We start from the raw sequence: 24,192 nt of genomic DNA, 5'->3' as shown, positions 1-24,192 counted from the left end.
CCCGGCCGATGGGTGGCCGCATCGCCACCCATGGGAGGGAGGCGATGACTGACTCCGGCGGCCGGTGGCCTGCCCAACCTGGCCCGGCCTCACCGTACGCGGGCAGCAGCACGCGCGGGTAGCAGCGCGCTAGGGCGTCAACACCACCTTGCCGCACTCCTCTTCCTTCTTCTCGAAGATTTCATAGCCGCGCACGGCATCCGCAAGCTTCATGCGGTGGGAAATGATGACCTCCGGCCGCATGCGGCCGTTGGCGATGTGTTCCAGCAACTGGGGCATGTACTTTTGCGCATGCGTCTGCCCCATGCGGAAGGTCAGCCCCTTCTCGAAGGCGTCACCCAAGAGGAAGCCGTGAATGAAGCCGGCATAGACCCCGGGCACGCTGAGGACTCCGCCGCGGCGCGTCGCGGCGATGCACTGGCGCAGCGCCTTGCCGCTGGAACCCTCCAGACGCACGGCGGTGAGCGCCGTCTCCAGCGCGCTGCCCTTGGCCTCGAAACCCACGGCGTCGATCGTGGCATCCACGCCGTGCCCACCCGTGGCCGAGAGAATGGTTTCGGCCGGGTCCTCGTCCTTGTCGAAGTTGATGGGCACCACGCCGTACGTGGCCTGGGCAAACTGCAACCGGTACTCGTTATGGTCCACCATGAAGATCTGCTCCGCGCCCAGGAGGCGCGCCGCCAGGGCGCGCTCATCAGCCCCACCGGTCCCGCGCCGAAGATCGCCACCGAAGAGCCCGCCCCGATCTGTGCATTGACCGCCGCCTGGTAGCCGGTGGGAAGGATGTCGGACAGGAAAAGCACCTGCTCGTCGCTCAGCACCTGGGGCACCTTCAGCGGCCCGACGTTGCCGTGCGGCACCCGCACGTACTCGGCCTGCCCGCCGGGGTAACCGCCGTAGAGGTGGCTGTAGCCGAACAGCCCTGCACCCGCGGTGGCGTTCTTTTTGTTGAGGATGGCGCCGCGTCCCGGATTGGTGTTCTCGCAGGCCGCGAACAGGGTTTTGTCGCAATAGAAGCAGGATCCGCAGGCGATGACGAACGGCACCACCACGCGATCACCAGGGCGCAGCGCCGTCACTGCAGGGCCCACCTCTTCCACGATACCCATGAATTCATGGCCGAGGATGTCGCCGTCCTTCATGCCAGGGATCTTTCCCCGGTAGATGTGCAGGTCCGAGCCGCAGATGGCCGTGGCAGTGACGCGCAGCAGCACATCGTCCTGTGCGAGCAGCACGGGGTCGGGCACGTTTTCCACGCGCACGTCCTTGGCGCCTTGGTAGGTGAGCGCTTTCATGCGATCACTCCGTCAATGGCTGGGGTCACCGGGCGCACGGCGCGCCGGGCTGTGCGCCGGGGTTTCAGATTTCCATGCCTTCGGGTTCGCCGGCTTCGATCAATGCGCTGTTCAACAGCGTGACGTCCGTGGCCAACGCGTTGCGGCGACCATCGCCGCCGATGCGGAAATGGGCCATGGGACTGTTGACGAACTGGAGCGCGGAGCCAAAGCAGGGAGAAGGCAGGATCAGCGTTCCCACCGCGGCGTTATCGACCAGTTGGAACGTCGGCAGCATGACGCGGTTGGACTCGGAAAACCCGATCTTCAGAAACGTGCGGAAGGACCCTGCGCGCATCCCCGTCAGCTCGATGAAGCCGGTGGCCATGGGCACGGTGAAGCCCTCCGCGCTGAAGGTGTCGATGCCGGAGAGCAAGGCCGCCCGCACATGCTTGACCTTCGTGACGACGTAACTGTCCCAGTCCGGTTGAAAGGTCTGGGCTTTTTGCAGGTTCGTTCCCCAGGGATGGGGAGTTGATGTGGTCATGGGTAGTCCTATGGGAGCGGACCAGATGCTGTATCCACCAGAGTTCGATCACGTTTGAAACGTCTCATCCTGCGGACATGCCCTCGTATGGGATGTAGGAGCACGCTTATATGGCTGACAGCTTGGGGCTTAAGCGCGCGTGCCGACCCGCGCGGGACACCGGCTGGATCGAAGGCCCTGCCTACTGCGGGCCTCCGGTCCCTGCCAGACGTCAACGGTCGTTCTTGTGACTCTGGCTGCCGGCGCGCGCCTGCTGCTGGCCGCTGCCGCCCCGGGTATTGCCGGAGCCGGAAGAGGCGTTGTTGCCCCCGCCGCCATGGCTCTTGGCTCCCGCGGCGCGGGCCTCCTGCGATGTGAACTCGTGGGCGTTACCCGAAGCGTGCGCTGCACGCCCCCCCTCTGCGGCGATCTCGCGCTGGCGGTCGGGGTCCATCGAGGCGAATCCGCGCCCCGAGCCCGACTGCCCTTGGCTGTTGTCCCGGCTCCCCTGGCTATGATTGCGGTTGCCTTGGTTCTGGTTGCCCTGATTGGTGTTTGCCATTTCCATCTCCGGTAAGTTGAACAAGTCACACGGAAACTGCCGTGTGAAGTTCACTGTCGGGGGACTGCAAAGGGCCAACCGTAGGCTAGGGACTACCCGTCCGTAGGCGCGGCTTGACGAATGGACGGTGGGAACAAAAAAACCCTTGGGAACAAGGGCTGGGGAATGTGGCGCGGCTGGCGGGGATCGAACCCACGACCCTTGGCTTCGGAGAGCACTCATTAGGTCGTCTTTGAATGGCACAAAGCGGGTTTGGGACCAATGATCATGGAGGCAGGCTCTGTAAGTCATTGATTTCATTAAATTCGAGTTCAACGACTCCATCCACTAGACCAATGGTCAGATACGGATTAACGCCGAAACATGTAAGTTTCACGCGTCCAATCAGGCCCCAGCCGTCCGACCGTGTATGGATCGGTAGCGACCATTGGCCTGTGGCTTCCAACGCGGCTGGCTGATGCACTTGAAGAAGTAGGGCAACTTCAGAGTAAGGTGACGGGCCATCTGGAACCCTTGGGCATTGGAAGATCAGCACAAGAGGAGCTTCCGGGAATCGTGGCAAATGGAGCAAACATGTCCATCAACCGTGCCAACTATCCGGGGGCGCTGGAAGACTTCCCCATCATTCCGGCAGTTTCTGCTCTCGCCGGTGCGCAGCCCAAGCTGAGCTTGGTACAGGAGGGGGCAGTTTTATGTCCCGGGGACATCATCTTCCGAAGTGCTGGCGGCCTTCGATGTGTGTGCAGACCTGGTCACGCAGATGGTGCCCTACTGTCAGCGCACGCTTGCCGAGTTTGGTGGGGATCAGACGGCCACCGCAAAAGCCGTGTTTCAGGGGCTACTGAACAAGCGATGGTGCACTGCCGAGCAAAACCAATGGATCATGCGCAAAACTGTTCAACAACTGGGCTGGGTGGTACAGGAGAGTGACCTGGCCTTTGAGCATTGTTTTACGGTTGGTGGACGGCCCGCCGAAGGCGCTCAACTGAGCCACAAGGAGCTTGCGTCCTATCATGTGTAAAGCATTTTGGACAAAATTCCCTTAAATTGGATATAATGCCTTACAAATGCCAGCATCCGTCGAGATATCTTCAGCGCTTGAGCGGCAACTGCTCCTGCAGTTGGGGCAGCGCTTGAAAGCCGCGCGCCAATCCAAAGGATTGACCAGCACCGAACTAGCAGCCGCCGCGGGACTGTCGCGTATGACGCTCAGCGCCATCGAGTCGGGAGAGCCTTCGCCGACCATGGGCAGCTATGTGCGCGTAATGGGAGCCTTGGGCTTCGGTGCCGACCTAGCTCTCCTGGCCAATCCGGCAACCCCGGCGCAGGACTCGCAGACTGCTGCGGCGCAGGCCAGTACGCGAGTGCCCGTCTCGCACCACCAGCTGCAAGATTTGCAAAGCCTGGTCCTGCACCAGGAAGCGGTACGCTTGGTCAAGCGAGATGACAAGCTGCGGCTCAAAGCCTTGCAGACGCTCGAGAGTTGGCGCGCGCAGCCCGGCTCGCGCTCGTCCCCACTCTGGGACGAATGGTCCGTCGTGTTGCACCGAAAGCAGTGGAGACGCGTATTGGCCAGCACGCAACGTTCCAATGAGCTGCGCCAAGCGTCGCCCATGCTGTCTGTGCTGCCCGAACAAGTGCGCCAGAAGGTACTGGACGACATCAAGAGCCTGAAATCCCAGGCAAGCGCCTGAAGGAAGCTTTGCGTGGAACGCGAGCAACTCGAGCACCTCATCCGCGCAGCAGCGCAAGTTACCCACGAGTATGAGTTCGTCATCGTGGGTAGCCAGTCCATCCTGGGTCCTGTGCCCAATCCGCCGCAGGAGCTCAAAGCCTCCATGGAGGCGGACATGTACCCACTGGGCGCCCCTGAAAAGGCCGACTTGCTGGACGGCAGCATTGGCGAAGGCTCCTGGTTTCACATCACTCACAAGGTCTACGCACAAGGCGTGGGACCTGAGACCGCGGTGTTGCCCAGCGGCTGGAAAGAGCGGCTGCACAAGGTTCAGACCGCCCAGACAGACCTGAAGATTGGTTACTGCCTGGACGTGCTGGACTTGTTCATGTCCAAGGCCTGGGCGGGCAGGGAAAAGGACCGTGAGTTCTGCATCGCGCTGCTGCGAATTGGGTACGTGCAGTTTGACGCGGCTGTGCAGAGGGCCGCCGACATGCCATTGGCCGACGGGCAGAAAACCCGACTTCGAGCCCGCATTCGGCGCTGGGCGCGGCACGCAGAGCCACCGGCCAGCGACAACGAAGCGCCATGAACAAACGCCTGGCGATCACACGCGCTGGCTTTCCAAGTCCCGCGGAAGACTTCGCGGCCAAGCGTACGGGGATTGAGTTCTTGCCGGGGCAGGTGCCGTGAGTCACGTGGGCTGACTCCGCGCGAGCTTACAGGGAGCGGAGGATGTGACTTTCAACGCGGCTGTCAGCGAAATCATCGTGCGACCCACAGCGAGCCCGTACTCCTCTCCTCGTGCTCGCATTTATTAACGTCGAGACATTTTTCTTGCCGATCAATGTTCGTCAGCGAAATTCACCACTGCCCGCTCACCAAGTCTGATACGATGTAGACAGCCGCATGGGCCCTAGATTCCGTGCGAGCCAGGCGGTTACCCAGAACCTGCATTTTTCGGTCTTGGCGATCTGCTGCTGGCTTTAATGGTTTCGCGGGATTCTTGAATCCTTTTTGAACAATGCGCATCCATGTGCGCTTCTTGATCGTCTTATCTTGCTGAAATGCAGGGTAAGAACATAGGACAGGTGCGCCCTGTCACCAATCGCCGTTAGCCCTGGCTACGCTGTTCGCGTCAAGCGCGACAGCCTTGCTTTTGCTATATCTGGCACTTCAATCTGAGCAGCAATTTCGGTCTCGACACGAGTTCGAACAGCCTGCCACGGCCAGAGCAGACCACATCCGCATTCCGCAATAGCGATCTGCGCGACTGGCGCTCTCGCCATCCTTAGTTTCCGACGCATTCCAGGAAGCGCGAATCAACGGCCCACCGTGGATTCGCTTCATGACCCCCACCCGCCCAATGTCACCGAAACCAGGAGGCCGCCCTTGTTGTCGCCCGATGTGTCGTCGCCGTCGAATATTCCCTCCAGTTCACTGGAGGGAAACGCACGTCCATCCACCCCGCTTTTAGCTCGCCTGTTGTGCATACAAGACCAGGGACAGCATCAGCGACGCCGCGCACTTGTAACGCTCTCGCAAGGAGCCCAGCACCTGCTCAAGGCGAACCCAAATGCCGCCGGTCTGGTGGAGTTTACAAACCAAATCCGACATGCGCAGGACTGGGCTGAAGCCGAAAGACAGTCAGCATGTGCAGCCACCCCAAGCGAGACGGGCCGGGCGGCTATCACGCAGCCGGCTAACTATTTGCACCCAGCCGCACGCCTGGTACTTCTCACCTGGTGGGCGCTCATCGTCTATAGCAGCTGGAGCCGTAATCTGCCGATTCCTGCGGATTTGAGCAACGGGTGGCGCAAGCTGGCGGATGCACGCTTGTCGGGGTGGCAACAGCTGGCGCGCCAGCCGATTGAAAAACTCCAAGAGATTGCGGGCGTCACACCCATCGCCACCACCACCGCCGTAACCGCAAAATTTCTTGAGGAATTACGGAGCATCTGGGCCGCGATTTCGTTTTCTAGCCCTCCTCTCGCACTGGAAGCGACGCAACCTCCCCCACCCCCTCAACCGACAGTCAATACTCCACCAGCAACCGCCACGCAGCCCCCCTGTTCCACCGTTGCTGAACAACGCCCCCAGCATGACGCCGAGAGTGGGCCGTCGGCACAGGAAATCGAAGGCCACTTCATAGGTTGGCAGATCAGGCAGGCCGCGCACTTGCCAGGCCTCGACGGGCATGGGTTGCCGCTGCGCTGGGATGCGCTACACCCCAATGAATTGAAGCACTGCACCGTGCATCTGACCCGCCTTTTGCGCGGGGGCGACGTGTCAGCTCGCCTGACCGCCGGCACATGCCTGCTCATGTTGCTGGCGGGCCTGCCCCTGCGTCTGCTAGCCCAGCTCCGATTTCATGAACACGGGGACACCTGGATCGACCTGGATGGGGGATTCCTGCTGCGCAACATCGGCGCGATCACGTCGCGCATGGATGAGACATCCGGCGCCAAGAAGGCGGACTGGCGCCGAATTGGCCTGCCCGTTGAGGTCGCCAACGTCCTGAAGCGGTCTATTTCTTCGAGTGAACGGCTGCTGTCATTCGGCAACTGCCTGGAACGGCACGGCATCGATGAGAGCGACGTTTTCACGCTGCTCAACGAGTGCGACACGACATCCCACGGTCCCAAATTGTCTCGACTTTCTCGATCTCTCGGATTGTTCCTGCTAGATCTCGGCGTGAACCCGACTCTCGCGGCCCAGATCAGCGGCGATTGGGGACTCTGCCCGCTCGCGGACCACTTCTACCTGGCCATCTCAGAGCACCAAATACTTCACAACATCAGTCTGGCCTGCCGCGCGCTCGGTTTGACACCTCCCGCGATTACAGAACTGCCACGATCCCAAGTGGGCTCGCCGCAGTATCGATCGGCCGCCCAACTGGCCGCAGCGTTTACAAGGTTCAGCTCCGCGCTGCAGTCCCTGCGCATCAAGCTGCCGCAACGCAGCCGCATCGCCGACACCATCGAATATCAAAACCAGTACCAGCTGGCGTGTGCCCTCCTGTTTGTGGTCACGACGGGACACCGCGGCTCCCGCCTGCAGACGGCCACTTGGAGCGACGTTGACCTCGATACCGGCTTGACGCTGGTCCGCGACAAGGAGTCGGATGAATACAGCGCAAGGCGTCTGGTTCCGCTGCCGGGCGTGACGCGGCAGACGCTTCGTCATCTTCGGGCTCACCAGGGGGCGATGGTTGAGCGCCTCCAAAAAGCCGTCGCCAACGGCGACATCTGCATCAATGCCGGCACGCTGGACCAAGCGATAACCACCCTTTTTCATCGGTATCGACGCCATCGCCGCACAGGTCGCTACTACCTCGCCCCCGTCGCCCACGAGGATCTGGCCACGGCGCTGGAGCCGTTTGACATGCCGGTCAACGTGGGCCGACACTTTGGTTTTTCAGAACTGGTGCTATGCGGTTGTCCATCCATGGCCATCAACGCCTGGACCGGACGTCACCTCGCCGGTGCCGAGCCATTCGGCCTGCAGGGGACCCTGGCACCGGTCGAGGTGTGCGACCACCTCCTCGGCACGCTGGAGCAGGTGTTTGATCCACTGGGTCTGACGCCCCTGGTAGGCCTGGGGCCGGTGCGTGAACGAGAGCTCAAGCAGCCGCCCGCCGCAGCGGTCTACAGGCTGACACACCCCAAGAATGACTACCTCGCGGACAAGCTGCGTGCCCAGGATTTACTGATTACGCCCAACATCCACGTGCAGCGCTGCCCATTTGAAAAAGAAACGCTGGTCGCCGCTCGTTATTTTGCGCGATTGCGTTCGACTTTCTTGAGAGCTGATCTCACGGACGCCGAACCTGGGGCCTCCTTGACGTTCTCAATGATTTTGTTCGACCTAGTTGTAAGTTCGCACGAGTTGGAGGCGTTGCGGGGTGCGGTAGTGGAGCAGCCGCTGCGCGTGAAGCAGGCTGTCTTTGCCCAGCACTCGCACGAGGGCGTCGTGACAGCGTTTCGGCCACTGTCTCTGTTCACTCAGGGTTGCCTGTTGCGACTGCGCGGGCAATCCACATCGGCGGCGAACGCAGGCAATCTGTCAGCTGACCTCGGCGTGCTGCTCAGGACGCTGGATCCTGATCTGGACGTCCAGCGAATTGCGGATCCCATCTCGTGGCTGACGACGCTGGCGATGCACTGGGCTCTCGTGCATACCGCACCCACGGAACAGTTTGCAGCGTTTGCCAGCACCCGGTCGATTTCGGCGGTAGATGTCGCCAGAAGCATCAACAAGCAACCGGCCTCTCTGTTGGCCCCCACTGCAACCGTGCCCGTACGGCGCCGCAATCGCGGCATGAAGGACCTCGTCAGCTATGTCCGCCACTTTGCCAATAAGCGGATGCAACTAGGTGAAACACAGCGGCGCAAGAAATCTCTTGCGAGAGTCGTCCAAGCATTGCAACGGTCCCTACCACCGACCAGCGACAACCTGCACCTGGCCTGCGACTGGGTTATCGCAGAGTGCGTAGCCCCCACCTACAACGCGATCAAGCCCGGCACCCTGTACAAATACCTCACGATCTTGTCACCTGTGCTGGCGGCTCCGATCCCCGTCGACGAGTTCGAACCAGACGACTGGGTAGTTACATGGAACACACTGACCAAGGGGCGCGCTGACGAAACACTGAGTGATGTCAGCGGCGCCCTGATGCACCTGACCTCATTCCTGCGGCACCAGGGCATCGCGGTGCCCGCCAAACTGTTGCCTGATCGCCAGCGTGTGTCGTCTGTCGCGCTGCGCCAGCCGGTTGTCGTTTTTGACCACGAGATCCAGCGGGCGGCCGAATGGATTCAGCGCCAGACGGTTCCATGGAGGGAGCTGGCTGTAGCGCAGATGCACCTGCTGGCCGATGTTGGCTGCCGGCCGATCGAGGCGTCCAATCTCACGATACGCGACGTGTCGACTGACGGCGCGCTGGTGCACATCAACACGAGTGGCTTTGATCACCTGAAGTCTTCGGGGTCCAGGGGTTCGGTCACGGTCTTGTCGCCGGATTTGCGGAGCAGCTTATCTGACATTGCACGCCTGCAATCTCGCACGTTGGGCAAGAGGCTCACCGCTCAACTCTTCGCATTCGAGGATGCCGATATCGCCCCAAACATGGAAGCGCTAATCGTCCGTGCACTTCGGCTCGCAACGGGAGTTCCAACGCTTACCTTGAGGGATTTGAGAGCCTCTGCTGTCACACACGGCGTAGCGCCTTTGCCTGACATGCTGACAGCGCTGACGGCTGGAGAATGGTTCGAACCACCGGCATACACAGCGAATCAGCTGCACGAGAAGAGCCGCGCGATGGCTCTGGCGGTGCGCCGCGCCAGGCACTCCACCACATTTGCGACGACACAGCAGTATTACGACGCCGGTGCCGCCGTTCGACTCTCGCTGCGCTTGCGGCAGACTGAGGCCCGTCTGGCTATCAGCTCGAAGTTCATGGCATTCGTGACAGGAAGAACTGCGCAGGCCATCGACGTGGCACGTCATCGCGAGCATGCGCCAGTCACTGATCACCGCGCTAGCTGGAATTTCCTGCTGGCCCAGCTCGCGCCGCTGCGGTCATCCATTGCAGAGCCTAAGCTGGCACCAAAGATGCCTACTTTGACCGCCGAGACCCCGCGCATTCGCGCGGCATCGCTGGCGTGGGCCACTCTGTTGCGCTGGTACGGGCTCAGTGCTGGCGACGTTGAGCTGGTCACAGGCGTGGACAACGACGATGTTGGAGTCGCGCTCCGCGCGGTCGCGGCCGGGTTGGGGCGCCCAATTCACCCAGATTCTGCAAGCCGTCGTAGCGATCGACGCCCCACTCTGCTTTCCTCGGATCGCGCCGTGCTTTGTTGGCAAAAGCTCCAAGCGCTCCGACAGAGCAAGGGCGGCGACTTGGCCTTGATCATCAGCCGCTTCAACGATCGCGGGTTCGGCCAGTTTCCGTCTTCGGAGTCATCGCATCTGGCCGCGGCATTGCTCGCCCGGTGCTTACCCGACACTTGGAAAGTGTTCGTCGCTGCGCCCGCAAACTTGGATTTGCAGCAGCGCAGCGCTCTGCGCTCCCAGCTCAATGCAACGGGAATTGGCTTAGTTCTCCGTGTCTCTGCTTCCCCACACCGGTGGGGCGCTCACGTCCAACCCGCAACTGCTGCCGTAGTGTCTCCCCGAACAGTGGGGGAGATCAGCCGATATGTGTTTCGCGCTGCAGCGATAGCCGCTTTTCTGCCAACTGAAAGGAGTCAATGATGAATCCAAGGATAGATTATGTGAAAAAAGAGATCGCTGCCGGACGTTGCCAAGTCGGGGCACTTGTCAAGGGCGCCGTTCCAGATGGTCTATGGATCCCCGTCATTGAACTCCCCTCGCATATTGATCGTTTATCGCGTCGGGTCAATTTCATTATGAGAGAGCAACGCGTGGTTGATTACCTTCCCTGTGTTTCGGCTGATCTGCAGCAACTAGCCGTTCTTTATGTTCTGCCTCAACAGCCTGATGTACTGTCAGGATCTTCCGCCAAGGCGAAGGGGGCTGACCTGCTCTCTGGGTTACGCAAACTGGCTGATCAGGAGTTGGTCGACGCAAGCAATCGCGTTAGCGCCGTACTTAAGGCTTTCAAGGCGGGAGAAAGCCCTAGCGTCGAAGAGATTAGCCAGGAAATAGAGCACGCACAAAATCCGGACATGGCTGAGCAGATGCTGCGTCAAGCGCGCTTGCCAGAGATGTCGGTGGAATTGGCGGAGGCAACACTTGCCGTCGGTGGATTCGCCGAGCATGTCCCGCAGGAGGTTCTGGTTGCCAATCTGACTATCGTCGAATTCGTGCCGACTCGTGGGGTCGATGAGAAGGATGGGAAGGTGCGTGGCGAAATACTTGCCTGGAAGGACGCGCCGGAGTTTGTCTCGGCGGCAGAAGAAGCCACGTTCTGCCTAAACACAGCTGACGATATGCGCGCTATCAAGGCACTCGAGATGGCTCAATTCCATCATCGGACAGTCAGGTGCGAAGTACAAATCGAACGCAAGCTGGCGTCGGGCCGCTCGATGCTCACCATCACGTGCATTCTGAACATCAAGGAGTTGGTTCAACCTTCCGAAGATGTCCAGCAGTTGCTATTTGGCGAGTAGGCTCATGACCAGTCCACAATGGTTGGTATGACTGCTGATGAGGATCATGCCGCTGGTCTCAACAGACACGAGGAGTCAAAAGATGACTGTCGCAATTGAGCTTGGAAGTACCAATGTGTATGCCGACCTTGGGTATGCAGAGGCCGCAAAAATGCAACGTAAGGCTTCGCTAGCGGCAGAAATTGCACGGGCAATCAGAGCCCGACGTCTGACCCAAGATGCCGCAGCAAATTTGCTTGAAATTGACCAGGCAAAAGTTTCAGAAATCACTCGCGGTTAATTCCGTGGGGCCTAGCGAAAACCTCTCAAAATCTATCTCATCGACGCGCACCCGTCTGGGACGGGCGTGGTGGCGAAACCGAAACATCTGCCCCGGTAACGGAGCAAGTCAGAGTTCTTGTCCCGCGAAACCCTACAACCTCTCAAGAGATTTAGCGGTAGGTGAGTTCATTTATTGGGTCTCAACGCGCTTGATGCCGAGCTTATGGATGGCGCCGGATTCAGACAGGGCCTGCCAGGGGTTGATGGTCACCACCTTGGTATTCCAGTTGGGGTTGTCCCAGAGCTTGCGGGCCTCGTAGGGCATGTGGCCAGCAACGTAGGCCTTGGTCACGCTGGTGGGAATGAAGGGCGCCTTGAAATCGCTCGTGCAGGGGTTGTAGCGCTGGGTCTTGATCGACCTGTATTTGCCCTGGCAGACCATGATGCGCGTCTTCTGGCTGTAGTTCTGGTAGTCCACGAAGGTTTCCCAGTCGTACTCGTCGTAATCGACTGCAAAGCGGGTCAGGTCCGCGTTGAATGCCACCCGTTCCTGGCGCACATTGGCGATCTTGGGCTTGACCTTGGAGATACTTACAAGGCGGTACTGCTTGCCGCCCTGCTCTTTTTCCAGCAGGACATAGGTGAGATTCACCGTATCGGTCTCGGCCAGCACGGGGTCAGAGAAGCTCACCTTTTCGTTGTTGGGGTTGACATGGTGGAAACCACCTGCACAGCCGGCGAGGATGAATGCAGCGAGGAAGGGAAGACTTTTTTTGATCATGACGATGGTCAGAGTGTGGATGGGAATGGAGCTACTGTTTCATAGATGGCTTTGCGCAATCTTGTGCAGTTCTCATGAGCGGCGGTCAATGTCATTGCCGATGATGCCTCCCAGGGAAGCGCCAAGGCCTGCGCCCAGGGCCACACCGGCTTTCTTGTCCGACATCTGGCTGCCAATCGCGGCACCCAGTACAGCCCCCGCCACGATGCCCACATTGCGGGCCGACGATGCACAGGGCCCCTTCTCATGGGCCTTGGTGATTTCGGCATGTATCGCCGGCAGTATGTGCAAAATTTGCACCAACTGGATTTACTGAACAGGTACCAACAAGGCCGGCGCACCAAATTGTTCGAGCTTGCCTTGGCTGCGCTCCATATACTGAGTCCAGAATTGGCGCAGCGCATTCATGGCCTGTGGATCGCGATACACGCCACTGTCCTTGGCGCCGGGTCCAGAACTGGCCTGTACTAGGCCCGCACCCAACACAAAGACGCGGGCCCCGGCCAGATCGCCAAACATTTGCGCCGCCTCGGCCTTCTTCAGCTCAGTGGCCACATCCAGCCGGCGCACGTTTTTGGATGCATAAAAGCTGCTGATGCCCGAATGTTCCAACATGTCTGACACCAGAAACACGATTTTGTCGCTCGCCTGGGAGCTGCGCACACGCGCCGATATAGCTTTGATGCTGCCCATCACATCCGATTTGGCGAAATCGGGGTTCAGTCCGCTTAGCGCCTTGTGCAGGGCAGCTGCGGCTGTGCGACGTCCAAAGTCAGCCTGGCCCTTCATGCAGGCATCGAAGCTTTGCAGCACCCGTGAGCCAATGCTGTCGCGCTGGGATGCAGGCAGAGGCTGCTCAAGCGTGCCGGCGCTAAGCACCTGTAGATACTGCCCCTGCCCAAACGAGGAAAAACTGGCGATGGTGTAGGCACGGCCTGGTGTGATCAGCCGGCCCACGTTGTCGCGCACCGAGGCCTGCAGCGTGGCATCGAGGGGGGTGGTCTGATCCACCAGAACAAAGAGCTCAGTGGTGGTGGCCGGGACGCTCACCTCCAACTTGTTGGCAGCATAGCAACTGGGCACGTCATTGTCGGTGCCGGCCAGGACCGTGCCGCACAGGGCAAACGCGGCGACCGAGAGCAGATTTTTGCAAAGCAGTTTCATCGTGTGCGATCCTGCTCAGAACAGCTCATCAATGTTGGCAGCCGCTTCGCGCTGGGCCTTGCGCTCCTTGAGCCAAGCCTGAAGTTCGGGCTTTGCCTTGATTGCGGCAGGCAGCGACAGAAAGTAGGCTTTTTCAGCCTCGGCATTGTCCAAGCGCTGGATTTCGGCCTTTACGCTCTCCACCTCGTCGACCACCAACAGTGCTGGAGCAGGCGCCAGGGCCGGCGTTACCTCTGTGAAAACCACTGCAGGGGCGACTTCGACAGGCATTGGCGATACCGTTGGTTGCGCAACGGCAGGAGCTGTCGCTGCATGATCTTGTTGTGCCGCGCGCTTGCGGTTCCAGACTTCATCGGCGCCCTGAGCCACGCTGGCGCTGCTGGCGTCGGATTTGATCAGGTAGTCGTCAAAGGTCTTGTCCAGGCTCAGGCGAGTATGGGCCTTTTCCTCCAACTTTTGCTGCAGCTCCTTGAGGCGGCCATTAGCCAGGTCGCGCAGCGGCTGCACAAAACGGAAGTACTCGGCGTAAGTGGAAAAACCGCGTGTGACCTTGAAGGCTGCTCCGGACTCACGGCCCACAAAGCTGTACTTGTAGCCCGCCCCAATACCCACGATCTGGGTGATCACAAAGATGAAGCCCAGCATGATGAAAGCGGCGATGCCTTCCGTGGCCTTAGCGGTATTGGCATCGGCCTGTGCGGCCTTGTCCGCCTGGTCCTGTGCCTGGCTCACCTCGGTAGGCAGGCTGGCAGCAAACGGGTTGCCGGATGACGTCTGGGCCTGCATGGCGGTTTCACGGATGGTCTCACCTTCCATGTTTTTCACCCGCATCACTGTGGAGGTGATGGAAATAAAAGCGATGGTGACGATAGCCGTGATCACCCAGCCATAGTTGCCGGTGTCGTGCGAGTTTTCGGCTACGCGGTTGAGAGTTTGCTTGAAAGCGGGCTGGTGTTGGTCGACGGCTTGGTCATCTTCCAGCGACACCGGATCGACTGAGTACTCCTTGGCTCCCAGGTCCTTGAAACGTTTGAAGCACGAACGCAGCAACGAGGTGCGGCGGTACTGCCGGCCAGCCGAGTGGGTGATCCACACCAGCAGCACACACAGCACGAACACTATGGCGGCCATCAAAACGGTATGTGTGTTGGCACTGCCTTCGCGCGCCATCCAGGTGCCCAGCAGATAGGAAAAACCCATGCCTTCGGCAATCACCAGCACGACCAGCAGCGACCAGACCCGAAGGGGCGTGGGCGTACGGCCCAGGTCGACAGCCTTGCGCAGATATTCGATGGATTGAGCAAATTCTTGCGGTCCCACCAGCCGCGCAAAGGGCTTGTAGATACCGCACAGGGTCTCTTCAGCGCGCAGCCAACCATCGCTCGATTGTGTACGGTCCTTGGACAGCCGTGCGATGGAGCCGACCACAGGCAGCGTCACCCAGAAGTCACGCACCCATAGGCGAAAGCGTGAGCTGGCGACAAAAGACATGAATAGCAGAACCGACGCGGCTAGCAGCGTGATAGCTGTGATGTGTTCCGCAAGAAGAGTGGCAATAGAGTCCAAGATGGAGGCTCCCTCAGAGGTTGGATAGGGCTATAGGTGTTATTTGGCGAGCACGGGCGCGAATTTCGCCTGGTACATCTGCCCGGCATAGGCATAGACCAGGTTGGATTGGGGCGCTTCACGCGGGTTGTCGTTAGGGATCACCACGTCTATGCACTGCACGGGACCATCCACAAACACGCGGTACAGCAAGGCCTTGTCGCCCAGGTAGGTGTTGACTTCAGGCGTTTTTCGGTAGTCCGCCTTGGCCAAGGTATTGCCCTTGTAGTTGTCGTACACCAGCAGCTCGGGCGGATGGGCAGGCGTGCCGCCATCGCGCAGAACGGCCACCCGGTTGAGCGCCACCAGATGGCTCCCAGCCATGCCGACCCAGCTGGTGTTGTACAGGCCTGGCATGTATTCGGCGGTGTTGCGCGTGGGCGTTGCACCATCGGCCAGCGACTTCACACCATGGGCCACTCGTGGTCGGTCGCTTTGGCAGCTGCCCAAGCCATTGGGCAGGCTAGCATGGGCGGAGGACATCAGTGCGAAGGCCGGCTTGGCCTTGAGTTCACCAATCTGGACTGTCCGGGCCTGTCCGATGATGGGGGTGCCGCCAAAGTCGAATTCACGCACCCCGGGCGCCGCTGGCGTCATTAGCACGCCTCGAGAGGCGATGGCAGCAGGTGCCATCGCTGGAGAGTCGGTGCTGGAGGCGGCCGTATCGGCGGCGGCGGTGGTGCTGCGAGCCCGGTCTTTGCGACCCGATTTGGCGCTCGATGCAGCTTGGCCCTGGGCTCTTGGCTGCGTGGAAGTGCTCGCTTTTGCTTGCACAGTAGGTTGAGCGGCTGCAGTCACAGGGCGTGCCGCTGCTTCCCGGTAGAAACTCAGATTGGGGCGCCGGTTGGCGAGGTACTGGGCAAAGGCCTCCTCGCTGCTCAGGTCCACAATCTCCACACGCCGGTTCTTGGAGCGGCCTTCTTCCGTGCTGTTGTCGGCAATGGGCAGAGTCTCGCCCGCACCTTGGTAGAAGATCTGGGTGGCGGCAAACCCTTGGGCCGCAAAAATCTTGGCGATCTCGCTGGAGCGTGCCTCAGCCAAATCTGCATTCAGACGCGAATTGCCGGTGTCATCTGTGTGGCCGACCAGCAAGATTCGCATGTTGCGCAGTCGGGCTTGAGCGGCTGCCTTGTCCTGGGATTTGTCATCTTCGGCCACGCGCTGGTATGCCTGAGCCACTTCGGCAAAAGCCATGCGTGCCTGCGCGGTGGGCGTGGATGAGCCACTAGGGAATTGCTCGCCTGTGTCGATGATGGACACGCTCAGGCCCGTGAGTTTGGAATTTGTACTGCCGGTGTCGATGGAGGCGTTGGTCACTTGGATATCACTCACCAGCAATTCCAGTTGGTGGCTTTGCGCAATCTTGTGCAGTTCGCATCGGCGGCGGTCAATGTCATTGCCGATGAGGCCTCCCAGGGAAGCACCAAGGCCTGCGCCCAGGGCCACACCGGCTTTCTTGTCCGACATCTGGCTGCCAATCGCGGCACCCAGTACAGCCCCCGCCACGATGCCCACATTGCGGGCCGACGATGCACAGGGATCGTTACTGGCAAACGTGTCGCGGATCATTTGCCCACCCTGTTCAAGGGTCTGGCAGCCCGTGGTACCCAGCACCAAACCAGCCACGACGGCAGTTTTTTTAAGACTCCACCCCGCCGCAGCAGGCGTGCCGTCATTTCCCCCGCGGTGGCGCATTGGACGCGTCATCTCTTGCTTTCGTTGTAATGGTTCTCGGCCGTGCGCACAGTGCGGGCCATGGACGAGTGCTAAGCCAACAAGAGAAGGAGCCAAGTTTCCGGCGTCAATTGTTAGCAATCTGAAGAATTGTAGCTATTTGTCACAAAAATGCTACTCGCTGACGAACCTAGGGGCCTACTGGATGCGTGCGCTATTCGGGTAAAAGGCGGACAGGCCATGCACCAAGCACATGTATACCTGTCCGGCCTCTTAGCGTTGCTGGGTCGCACCCACGCCCTGATTCTGGGTGTCAATCACGTGAACATGAACCTCAAGGCCAGTGGCGCTCGACGGCCGATGTGAAAGCCGCTTTTGGTAGTGCCAGCATCTTTGGCAACAACTGAATAGTGTTCAACGTTAAAGGCAACGACTACGGCGCCTGATGACATTAGGCATTCCCGCTGAAGTCCTGGTGAGGCATGACGGGCCAACGCACACCTGATCTGTTTCCCGGCGAACCTCAAGGGCTGTCACAGGACAGGTTTTTGCCCTGCTTTTCGAGCCCTCCGAGATCGGCAAGTGAAGTCGAATAAGCAGGTGCCCCAATGAAAAAACCAACGATCCGCGAGGTTACTGGCTGCTCAATGTAACGAGGAGCCAGGCCGATTCGGCCGCATTGGAAGCTACATCCTCCGCACCCTGCAAGCTCGCGCGGAGTCAGCCCATGTGACTCATGGCACCTGCCCCGGCAAGAACTCAATCCCCGTACGCTGCACCAGCTCCGCATAGCTGATCGGCCGTGACACCCGCTCGCCTTCCCGGTTGGCCTGCCAGTGCGCCCAGGCCCGTCCAGTGGTCGCGTCAGAGACCAACTTGTAGAGGTAGGTGGGCACCCGTACCCCACCGGGGCCGATGCGTTCACTTGCGGCCGTGAATACCGGCCCGGTGATCACATACACATCTCCACGGGCACGCAGCGCGTACTTGCGCGTGTCCTTCTCGATCTTGGCCCAGGCCCCGCCGTTGTGCTGGAGGTTCTGCGGCACCATGTTCGCCAGCGAGAAACTCTGGGCCATGGCCGTAGGCGTGGGCATATCCCCGGCCGGAGCCATGTGCCCGCGCGAATACCCCGAGCCCTTGTAGTCTTCAAGCTCCGCCCGCTCATTGCGCGGCAGCCGGGCATCGGCAAAAAAACGCTTGGCACGCTTCTCATCGGCATCCTCGACCAGACGGCGATTGAGCCGCTGTGCCACGAATACCGGAGTGCGCGTCACGCCACTGTGCAGCACCGCAAAGGCCTCGTAGCAAAGCTCGCGCAGCGCAGGCTGCTGCGCCACCCGCGGAGGCTGGGCATGGGCAAAGAACTGCGGGCACTGCGCAAAGCGCGTCGGCAGCGCGATGCCGGAGGACGCGCTTTGACGAGAGAGCGCCTCTACAGGGTTGGTGGTGAGAAGACAAAAGACGGCAGCGGTGGCAGCGGCCAGTGCTGCGAAGGCGGGGCGCAGCGATGGCGCCCGAAGAGAAATCCAACCCACGACAAACAGGCAAAGCGATCGATTGGATCACGCCGCAGCAAGGCCCCGGTGTCAGCGGGAGAAACACCCTCCCGTTCGAAACGCGTGGATGCGCTGCGTCAGCCTCGGAATGCACCGAACCACGGCAGGAGCGCGCATCGGCTATAAATCGCGCTTTACTCCTCGTACCAACCAAAGCACCATGAACCGCGCCGAACTTGTTGAAATCCTGGCTTCCAAGAACGACCTGTCCAAGGCGGCCGCCAACGCCGTCCTCGAAACCCTGATCGAGACCGTCCAGACCGCCGTGAAGAAGGGCGATGCGGTGCAACTGGTGGGCTTTGGAACGTTCAAGTCCGCCAAGCGCGCTGCCCGCACCGGCAAGAACCCCGCCACTGGCGCGGCCCTGAAGATCCCCGCATCCACCGTGCCCAAGTTTGTGCCCGGCGCCAAGTTCAAGGCCGTGGTCGATCCCAAGGCCGCCAAGCGCAAGGCGGAGAAGGCAGGCAAGTAAGTCCGTCACACCCATTCCAGGAGCCGCCCCGCGTGCTGCAGCCGCCGGGCGGTTTTTGGTTGGCGCCTGCTACGCTTGGCGCTACTGACAAAACCGAGTTGAATCAATGACAGCCTTCTCCGACGCCTTCCGCTCCGAAGTCATGCGCATGGCACGCAAAGAGATCAAAGGCGAACTGGGCCACTTGCGCAAAGCAGTCACCGCACAGCGTTCCGAGATCGCCGCACTCAAGCGCGACCTCAAGGCGTTGACCCTACAGCTGCGCGGGCTGGCAAAGGCCCAGGAGAGGGCCCAGGAGAAGACGGACGCCACCGCGGAGCGCCAGCAGGCTGCCCAGGGACGATCCAAGGCTGGTTCAGGAAATGCGCGCACGCTGGCAGCGGCGCCGACCGTGGAACCCACAGCGAGCAAAGCCCGTGGCGGACGCAAATTCACCTTCAGCCATGAAGCGCTGATTGCCAAGCGACATGCACTGCACTTGACCCAAAAGGACATGGCCCGGCTGCTCGGCGTCTCGGTGGTAAGTGTGTACAAGTGGGAAACGGGCGAGGTGATGCCCCGCGCTGCGCAACTGGAGCGCGTGCGCGAGGTGCTCAACATGGGGGTGCGCGCTGCGCGCAAGCAGATTGCGGAGTAAGGCAATGTGCACAATTTGCACATTGCTGGTGCTGACAGGCCAGTCATTGTCTGCAGCCCCTACTCACAAGCAGCAGTAGCCAACGATAGGCCTGCGTTGACCGCGCGGGTACCTGGCTACAAGAAACAGCAGGTCTACTGCGAATCGATCTGCCAGCCAAGGCTTGAGTGCAGTGCGCTGTTCGGCATCAAGGCCATGATCACGAGTGATTGCGGTGCTTGGGTGTTGCGCCTGCTCGGGCGCTAAGCAACTCCGGGATTCTCGGATCACTGGCTTGCAGGGTCTGCACACGACCAGCAACCAGTCCTGTCAACGGAACTGCAGCTTGCACATTGGCAACGACCGCCTCGTGCACAGCGCGCTGCACCCATTGCGTGAGTTCAAGCGTGTCCAGACCGAACACGGTGGGAGGAACAGGCAGGGTCATGCGGGCAGCCTACGTGGGTGAGGCTTACGGGTCAAGCCACCCAATCTAGCCGCAAAAGGGTAGAGGGCGGGCGTGCATTCATGTCTGCCGTTGCTTCAGGCCAGCGAACCCCGTACCGGATCATCCACGTCCCTCACCTCATCCGCCGATTCCATCGGGCCGGACACCCAGCATCCTCTCGATGTCGGTCACCACGGTACGCCCCCGTTTCTTGAGCGGCCGCTCAATGCCATCTGCCACTACCGTTGGAACGAATACCAGTTCAAGCCCCAACTCCTGCGCCAACGCCATCGCATTGGTGATCCGTGGTGCACGCGTTCCCGACAGGATCTGCCGTACCGCGAGTGATGACAGTCCAGTGCGCTGCGCGAGTTCTTTGGCCGTGATTTTCTGAGAGCGCTTGGCCTCGGAAAGGGTGGCTGCGAAGTTGGCGAGCGTCTTCATCGGAGTTGTGGTGGGGGCCAACTTTTGTGTTGTGGTCGATGCGCAGGATAACTTAACTATCGTTTTGGGCGAAAACGACAATTAATTGTCACTTTGCACCACTCAAGACCACTGCCCAACACGGTTGACTCAACGTCGATTCCGGCCTGTCACCCCGAGAGCCTGATCCGCATATTTGGGACAACGGCAACCTGGGCGAGAAAGTCGCCGGCAGTGCGTGCGAAATTTGCACATACTGCCCTGCAAGCCCGAATGCAGTCCTTCAAGTTTTAGGCTGGAAGCGCAGTCGGCGCTGATACCTGACAGAGTGCGTCAGGAGCCGTGGCTGCTACTGGTTAGGGGACGGGGGACTCGTCGACCAGCGGTCAGCGGCTGCTGCCGCCTGCAGCGAGCCGGACAATGCCAAGAACTCGCGCCTAGGATGCGTGTTTAGTTTGATCAGCCCGTGGACGGTACTGTCCACGATGCGTTTCGGGGCAGGTTGATCGCGCTAATCGGGGCCAGCTACCTTGCCGTTGGTGGGCAGGGTGGCCAACCTCCATGGATGGACATGAATGCCATCATGTCCGTGTGGGAGCGCGACTCACCTACCGACGCAGACCAACAAGTTGTGATGGATTATTGACTTGCACCACCTGAGGTGGCCAACGTCAACGTTGGCGATATTGCCGGAGCTTTGTAAAGCTGGGAGGATGCCGTATGAGCCGCAGTCGCCGCAAGACACCAATATTCGGTATCGCCAATGCACCCTCGGAGGCCGATGACAAGCGGCTGTGGCACAAGCGTTGGCGATCTCGCGAGCGCGATCAACTAGCGTCTCTCCCCCCGGATGGCGATCCGTTGCCGGTGCACCGGCACTCCGTGTCCAGCACCTGGGATATGGCCAAGGACGGAAAACACTGGTTCGACCCGTACCGCCAGCGTGCGGTGGCGGAGAGCATTGCAGCCCCACGCACCAAGTTGAAACCAGAACGCCTAGCATTGCAAGCCCGCCTGCTGGCCAAGTGGCGGGCCAAATAAAACGATCAACGGAGAAGGATGGCCAAGGGAGACCAAGGCGGATTGCCGTAGGACCTGGTCTGTTGATTTCCACGCAGAAGTGACCCACTAACCCCCAGGATTTCCATCTAAATCTGATCCACGTACTAACCCTAACCTGCTGCTTTTTTAATCAGCAGGAGACCAGGAGTGATAGACGTGGCAACACTGAGTGTCATCAGGCGCTGGGCCCTGCGAGAGCAGCTGTCCATCCGGGAGATCGCCCGCCGCACGGGCCTCTCGCGCAACACCATCCGCAAGTACCTGCGCGCAGGCGAGGCCGAGCCGCACTATGCCAAGCGAGTCAGTCCATCCAAGCTCGATCCCTTTGCCTTGAAGCTCTCGGGCTGGCTCAAGACGGAAGCTGGCCGATCCCGCAAGCAGCGGCGCACCGTCAAGCAGATGTACATGGATCTGCAGGCGCTCGGTTATGGCGGCTCCTACAACCGCGTTGCGGCCTTTGCGCGCCTCTGGCACGAGCAGCGCCTTGTGGCACAGCAGACCACTGGCCGTGGCACCTTCGTTCCCCTGACCTTCGGTCCGGGTGAGGCCTTCCAGTTCGACTGGAGCGAGGACTGGGCTGTTCTCGCCGGCGTGCGCACCAAGCTGCAGGTAGCCCACTTCAAGCTCAGCCACAGCCGAGCGTTCTACCTGCGCGCCTACCCCCTGCAGACGCACGAGATGCTGTTCGATGCCCACAACCATGCATTCGTAGTCCTGGGTGGCGTGCCCCGCCGTGGCATCTACGACAACATGCGCACCGCTGTAGACCGGGTGCGCCGGGGCAAGGAGCGCGACGTCAATGCGCGCTTTGCGGCCATGGTCAGCCACTTCCTGTTCGAGGCCGAGTTCTGCAATCCCGCTTCGGGCTGGGAGAAGGGCTAGGTGAAGAAGAACGTGCGCGATGCCCGCCATCGCCTGTGGCAGGTGGTACCGCCATTCCCAAGCCTGCCGGATCTCAATGCCTGGCTGCACGAGCGCTGCGTGGCGCTGTGGCACGAGATCGAGCACGGCAAGCTGCCGGGCTCCGTCGCGGATGTCTGGGCTCAAGAGAAGACAACCTTGATGCCGATGCCTCGGCCCTTCGATGGCTTTGTGGAGCACACCAAGCGCGTCTCACCCACCTGCCTGGTCCACTTCGAGCGCAATCGCTACAGCGTGCCGGCGCCGTATGCCAATCGGCCTGTGAGCTTGCGGGTCTACGCGGATCGCCTGGTGGTCGCCGCCGAAGGCCAGATCGTGTGCGAGCACCAGCGCCTGATCGATCGTAACCACCACGGTGCGGGTCAGACCGTGTACGACTGGCGCCACTACTTGGCGGTGCTGCAGCGCAAGCCGGGAGCCTTGCGCAATGGTGCACCGTTCCTGGAGCTACCAGCGGCGTTCAAGCGCCTGCAGGCCACCTTGCTCAAGCAAACCGGTGGCGACCGGGAGATGGTGGAGGTACTGGCACTGGTGCTGCACCACGATGAACAGGCTGTGCTCGCTGCAGTGGAGTTGGCACTGGAGTCAGGGGCTGCCAGCAAGACGCACATCCTGAACGTGCTGCACCGCCTGCTGGACGGCAAGCCCGCTCCAGCACCGGTCACATCGCCGCAGGCCCTCAAGCTGGCGGTGGAACCCCAAGCCAATGTGCTTCGCTATGACCAATTGAGGGAGGCACGCTATGCGTCATGACCCTGCCATCGCTTCTATCGTGATCATGCTGCGCGAGCTCAAGATGCACGGCATGGCCCAGGCGGTTGCGGAACTGGCTGAGCAAGGTGCGCCGGCCTTCGGTGCCGCGCAGCCCATCCTGTCCCAACTGCTCAAGGCCGAGACCGCCGAGCGCGAAGTGCGCTCTGTGGCCTACCAGCTCAAGGTGGCCAGGTTCCCTGCGTACCGAGACCTGGCTGGGTTTGACTTCAGCCACAGCGAGGTGAATGAGGCACTGGTACGCCAGTTGCACCGCTGCGAATTCTTGGAGAACGCCAACAACGTGGTGCTGGTGGGTGGACCGGGTACGGGCAAGACCCACATTGCCACAGCCCTCGGGGTGCAAGCCATCGAGCACCATCACCGCAGAGTGCGGTTCTTCTCCACGGTGGAGCTGGTCAATGCACTGGAAGAGGAGAAGGCCCAGGGCAAGCCGGGGCAGATCGCGCACCGCCTGGCCTATGCTGACCTGGTGATCCTGGATGAGCTGGGCTACCTGCCGTTCAGTACGTCAGGAGGAGCGTTGCTGTTCCACCTGCTGTCCAAGCTGTACGAGCGCACGAGCGTCGTGATCACCACCAACCTGAGCTTTAGCGAGTGGGCCAATGTGTTCGGAGATGCCAAGATGACCACGGCGCTGCTGGACCGACTCACGCATCACTGCCATATTCTGGAAACCGGCAACGACAGCTACAGGTTCAAGAACAGCTCCGCACAGCAACCACCACAGACCACCAAGAAGGAGAAGGCGACCAAGAACTTATCCACAACGTGAGCGTGAAGTTCACGAACCAGGGTGGGTCAGATCGAGATGGAAATGGTGGGTTACGGTTGCATGGAAATCAACACACCGTGGCTCGCGCGTGGTGCTCGCGCGCAACCTGCTGGGCACCCTGCGCCAGCGCGACCTCGATGCCGCAGCGCACGGCATCGCCCGTGAGACGGGCCTGCCGTACCGGCCGGCGGCGGACGGCGAGCGCGTGTCCGGCGTCTACCGTCGCAGTGTGCTACTGGTCAGCGGGCGCTTCGCCATGTTGGACGACGGCCTGAGTTTCACACTCGTGCCGTGGAAACCTTTGGTTGAGCGACGTCTGGGGCAACATTTGACGGCTGTCATCCGGGGCAATAGCACTACGTGGGAGTTAGGCCGCCGACGCGGTCTCGCGATCTAGAGAGATGGCTGCGTGCGAGTCCACCTTACGCGCGCCGCACGTTCTTGTCAGTGAGGCACAGTGTCGCACGGCAGTGAAGATCCATACTCGAAG

21 protein-coding genes and 2 pseudogenes are annotated in these 24,192 nt (G+C 60.7%); 12 read left to right on the top strand and 11 right to left on the bottom strand.

The features are described 5' to 3' along the window. Positions 1 to 129 precede the first annotated feature (129 nt). The 3 genes and pseudogenes from PCQ86_RS02655 to PCQ86_RS02645 form a co-directional block, all read right to left on the bottom strand. Positions 130 to 1,295 (bottom strand): annotated as a pseudogene (locus PCQ86_RS02655) (zinc-dependent alcohol dehydrogenase). A 64-nt stretch (positions 1,296 to 1,359) separates the two neighbouring features. Beyond that, entirely contained in the window at positions 1,360 to 1,821 is a 462-nt protein-coding gene (locus tag PCQ86_RS02650) for a hypothetical protein (protein ID WP_012655393.1), read from the bottom strand. 211 nt (positions 1,822 to 2,032) lie between these two features. Then, entirely contained in the window at positions 2,033 to 2,362 is a 330-nt protein-coding gene (locus PCQ86_RS02645; protein WP_270174809.1) for a KGG domain-containing protein, read from the bottom strand. A 718-nt stretch (positions 2,363 to 3,080) separates the two neighbouring features. Here PCQ86_RS02645 and PCQ86_RS02640 point away from each other — a divergent pair. From PCQ86_RS02640 to PCQ86_RS02615, 6 genes are all read left to right on the top strand, one after another. Then, positions 3,081 to 3,383 (top strand): hypothetical protein, encoded by a 303-nt coding sequence (locus PCQ86_RS02640; RefSeq protein ID WP_270174808.1) that lies wholly within the window; start codon positions 3,081 to 3,083, stop codon positions 3,381 to 3,383. Positions 3,384 to 3,429: 46 nt separating this feature from the next. Then, a complete protein-coding gene (locus tag PCQ86_RS02635) occupies positions 3,430 to 4,056 on the top strand; it encodes a helix-turn-helix transcriptional regulator (protein ID WP_270174807.1) in 627 nt (208 codons plus the stop codon). Positions 4,057 to 4,068: 12 nt separating this feature from the next. Further along, positions 4,069 to 4,629: a DUF6036 family nucleotidyltransferase gene (locus tag PCQ86_RS02630; protein WP_270174806.1), complete on the top strand. Its 561-nt coding sequence runs from the start codon at positions 4,069 to 4,071 to the stop codon at positions 4,627 to 4,629. A gap of 800 nt (positions 4,630 to 5,429) precedes the next feature. Further along, on the top strand, positions 5,430 to 10,292 hold the full coding sequence (locus PCQ86_RS02625; protein WP_270174805.1) for a hypothetical protein: 4,863 nt from the start codon (positions 5,430 to 5,432) through the stop codon (positions 10,290 to 10,292). 20 nt (positions 10,293 to 10,312) lie between these two features. Next, on the top strand, positions 10,313 to 11,170 hold the full coding sequence (locus tag PCQ86_RS02620) for a hypothetical protein (RefSeq protein ID WP_270174804.1): 858 nt from the start codon (positions 10,313 to 10,315) through the stop codon (positions 11,168 to 11,170). Between the two features lie 82 nt (positions 11,171 to 11,252). Next, a complete protein-coding gene (locus PCQ86_RS02615; RefSeq protein WP_270174803.1) occupies positions 11,253 to 11,450 on the top strand; it encodes an XRE family transcriptional regulator in 198 nt (65 codons plus the stop codon). Between the two features lie 171 nt (positions 11,451 to 11,621). Here PCQ86_RS02615 and PCQ86_RS02610 read toward each other — a convergent pair whose 3' ends face one another. The 6 genes from PCQ86_RS02610 to PCQ86_RS02585 form a co-directional block, all read right to left on the bottom strand. Further along, positions 11,622 to 12,212 (bottom strand): hypothetical protein, encoded by a 591-nt coding sequence (locus tag PCQ86_RS02610; RefSeq protein WP_270174802.1) that lies wholly within the window; start codon positions 12,210 to 12,212, stop codon positions 11,622 to 11,624. A gap of 72 nt (positions 12,213 to 12,284) precedes the next feature. Beyond that, complete coding sequence (locus tag PCQ86_RS02605) at positions 12,285 to 12,512, bottom strand: glycine zipper domain-containing protein (protein WP_270174801.1); 228 nt, start codon at positions 12,510 to 12,512, stop codon at positions 12,285 to 12,287. 9 nt (positions 12,513 to 12,521) lie between these two features. Continuing rightward, a complete protein-coding gene (locus tag PCQ86_RS02600) occupies positions 12,522 to 13,376 on the bottom strand; it encodes a hypothetical protein (protein WP_270174800.1) in 855 nt (284 codons plus the stop codon). A gap of 15 nt (positions 13,377 to 13,391) precedes the next feature. After that, on the bottom strand, positions 13,392 to 14,942 hold the full coding sequence (locus PCQ86_RS02595) for a hypothetical protein (protein WP_270174799.1): 1,551 nt from the start codon (positions 14,940 to 14,942) through the stop codon (positions 13,392 to 13,394). Between the two features lie 39 nt (positions 14,943 to 14,981). Further along, positions 14,982 to 16,676, bottom strand: a complete 1,695-nt coding sequence (locus tag PCQ86_RS02590; RefSeq protein ID WP_270174798.1) for an OmpA family protein — start codon at positions 16,674 to 16,676, stop codon at positions 14,982 to 14,984. 713 nt (positions 16,677 to 17,389) lie between these two features. Further along, on the bottom strand, positions 17,390 to 18,058 hold the full coding sequence (locus tag PCQ86_RS02585) for a DNA/RNA non-specific endonuclease (RefSeq protein ID WP_442874554.1): 669 nt from the start codon (positions 18,056 to 18,058) through the stop codon (positions 17,390 to 17,392). Between the two features lie 316 nt (positions 18,059 to 18,374). Between PCQ86_RS02585 and PCQ86_RS02580 the strand changes: the two genes are divergently transcribed. Next, positions 18,375 to 18,686, top strand: coding sequence for an HU family DNA-binding protein (locus PCQ86_RS02580; RefSeq protein WP_270174796.1), 312 nt, complete (start codon positions 18,375 to 18,377; stop codon positions 18,684 to 18,686). 106 nt (positions 18,687 to 18,792) lie between these two features. Continuing rightward, positions 18,793 to 19,323: a helix-turn-helix domain-containing protein gene (locus tag PCQ86_RS02575; RefSeq protein ID WP_252101751.1), complete on the top strand. Its 531-nt coding sequence runs from the start codon at positions 18,793 to 18,795 to the stop codon at positions 19,321 to 19,323. Positions 19,324 to 19,522: 199 nt separating this feature from the next. Here PCQ86_RS02575 and PCQ86_RS02570 read toward each other — a convergent pair whose 3' ends face one another. Together PCQ86_RS02570 and PCQ86_RS02565 are read right to left on the bottom strand one after the other, a co-directional pair. After that, the gene (locus PCQ86_RS02570; RefSeq protein WP_252101750.1) at positions 19,523 to 19,750 is read right to left on the bottom strand and encodes a hypothetical protein; all 228 of its coding nucleotides are present in this window, start codon (positions 19,748 to 19,750) and stop codon (positions 19,523 to 19,525) included. A 138-nt stretch (positions 19,751 to 19,888) separates the two neighbouring features. After that, a complete protein-coding gene (locus PCQ86_RS02565; protein ID WP_270174795.1) occupies positions 19,889 to 20,194 on the bottom strand; it encodes a helix-turn-helix domain-containing protein in 306 nt (101 codons plus the stop codon). A 699-nt stretch (positions 20,195 to 20,893) separates the two neighbouring features. Here PCQ86_RS02565 and PCQ86_RS02560 point away from each other — a divergent pair. The 4 genes and pseudogenes from PCQ86_RS02560 to PCQ86_RS19820 all read left to right on the top strand — a co-directional run bounded on the left by PCQ86_RS02560 (position 20,894) and on the right by PCQ86_RS19820 (position 24,099). Next, positions 20,894 to 21,214 carry a hypothetical protein gene (locus tag PCQ86_RS02560; protein ID WP_270174794.1) on the top strand — a complete coding sequence of 107 codons (321 nt, stop codon included), beginning with the start codon at positions 20,894 to 20,896 and terminating at the stop codon, positions 21,212 to 21,214. 177 nt (positions 21,215 to 21,391) lie between these two features. Next, a pseudogene (gene istA, locus PCQ86_RS02555) lies at positions 21,392 to 22,909 on the top strand (IS21 family transposase). Then, complete coding sequence (gene istB, locus PCQ86_RS02550) at positions 22,899 to 23,702, top strand: IS21-like element ISThsp10 family helper ATPase IstB (protein ID WP_270174793.1); 804 nt, start codon at positions 22,899 to 22,901, stop codon at positions 23,700 to 23,702. Before istA ends, istB begins: the two are co-directional and overlap by 11 nt. 88 nt (positions 23,703 to 23,790) lie before the next feature. Beyond that, positions 23,791 to 24,099 (top strand): DUF3363 domain-containing protein, encoded by a 309-nt coding sequence (locus PCQ86_RS19820; RefSeq protein ID WP_442874527.1) that lies wholly within the window; start codon positions 23,791 to 23,793, stop codon positions 24,097 to 24,099. Positions 24,100 to 24,192 lie beyond the last annotated feature (93 nt).

This window comes from Diaphorobacter sp. ED-3, assembly GCF_027625375.1.
GTDB classification, from domain to species: Bacteria; Pseudomonadota; Gammaproteobacteria; order Burkholderiales; family Burkholderiaceae_C; genus Diaphorobacter; species Diaphorobacter nitroreducens.
This window is presented reverse-complemented; position numbering and strand designations above follow the sequence as displayed.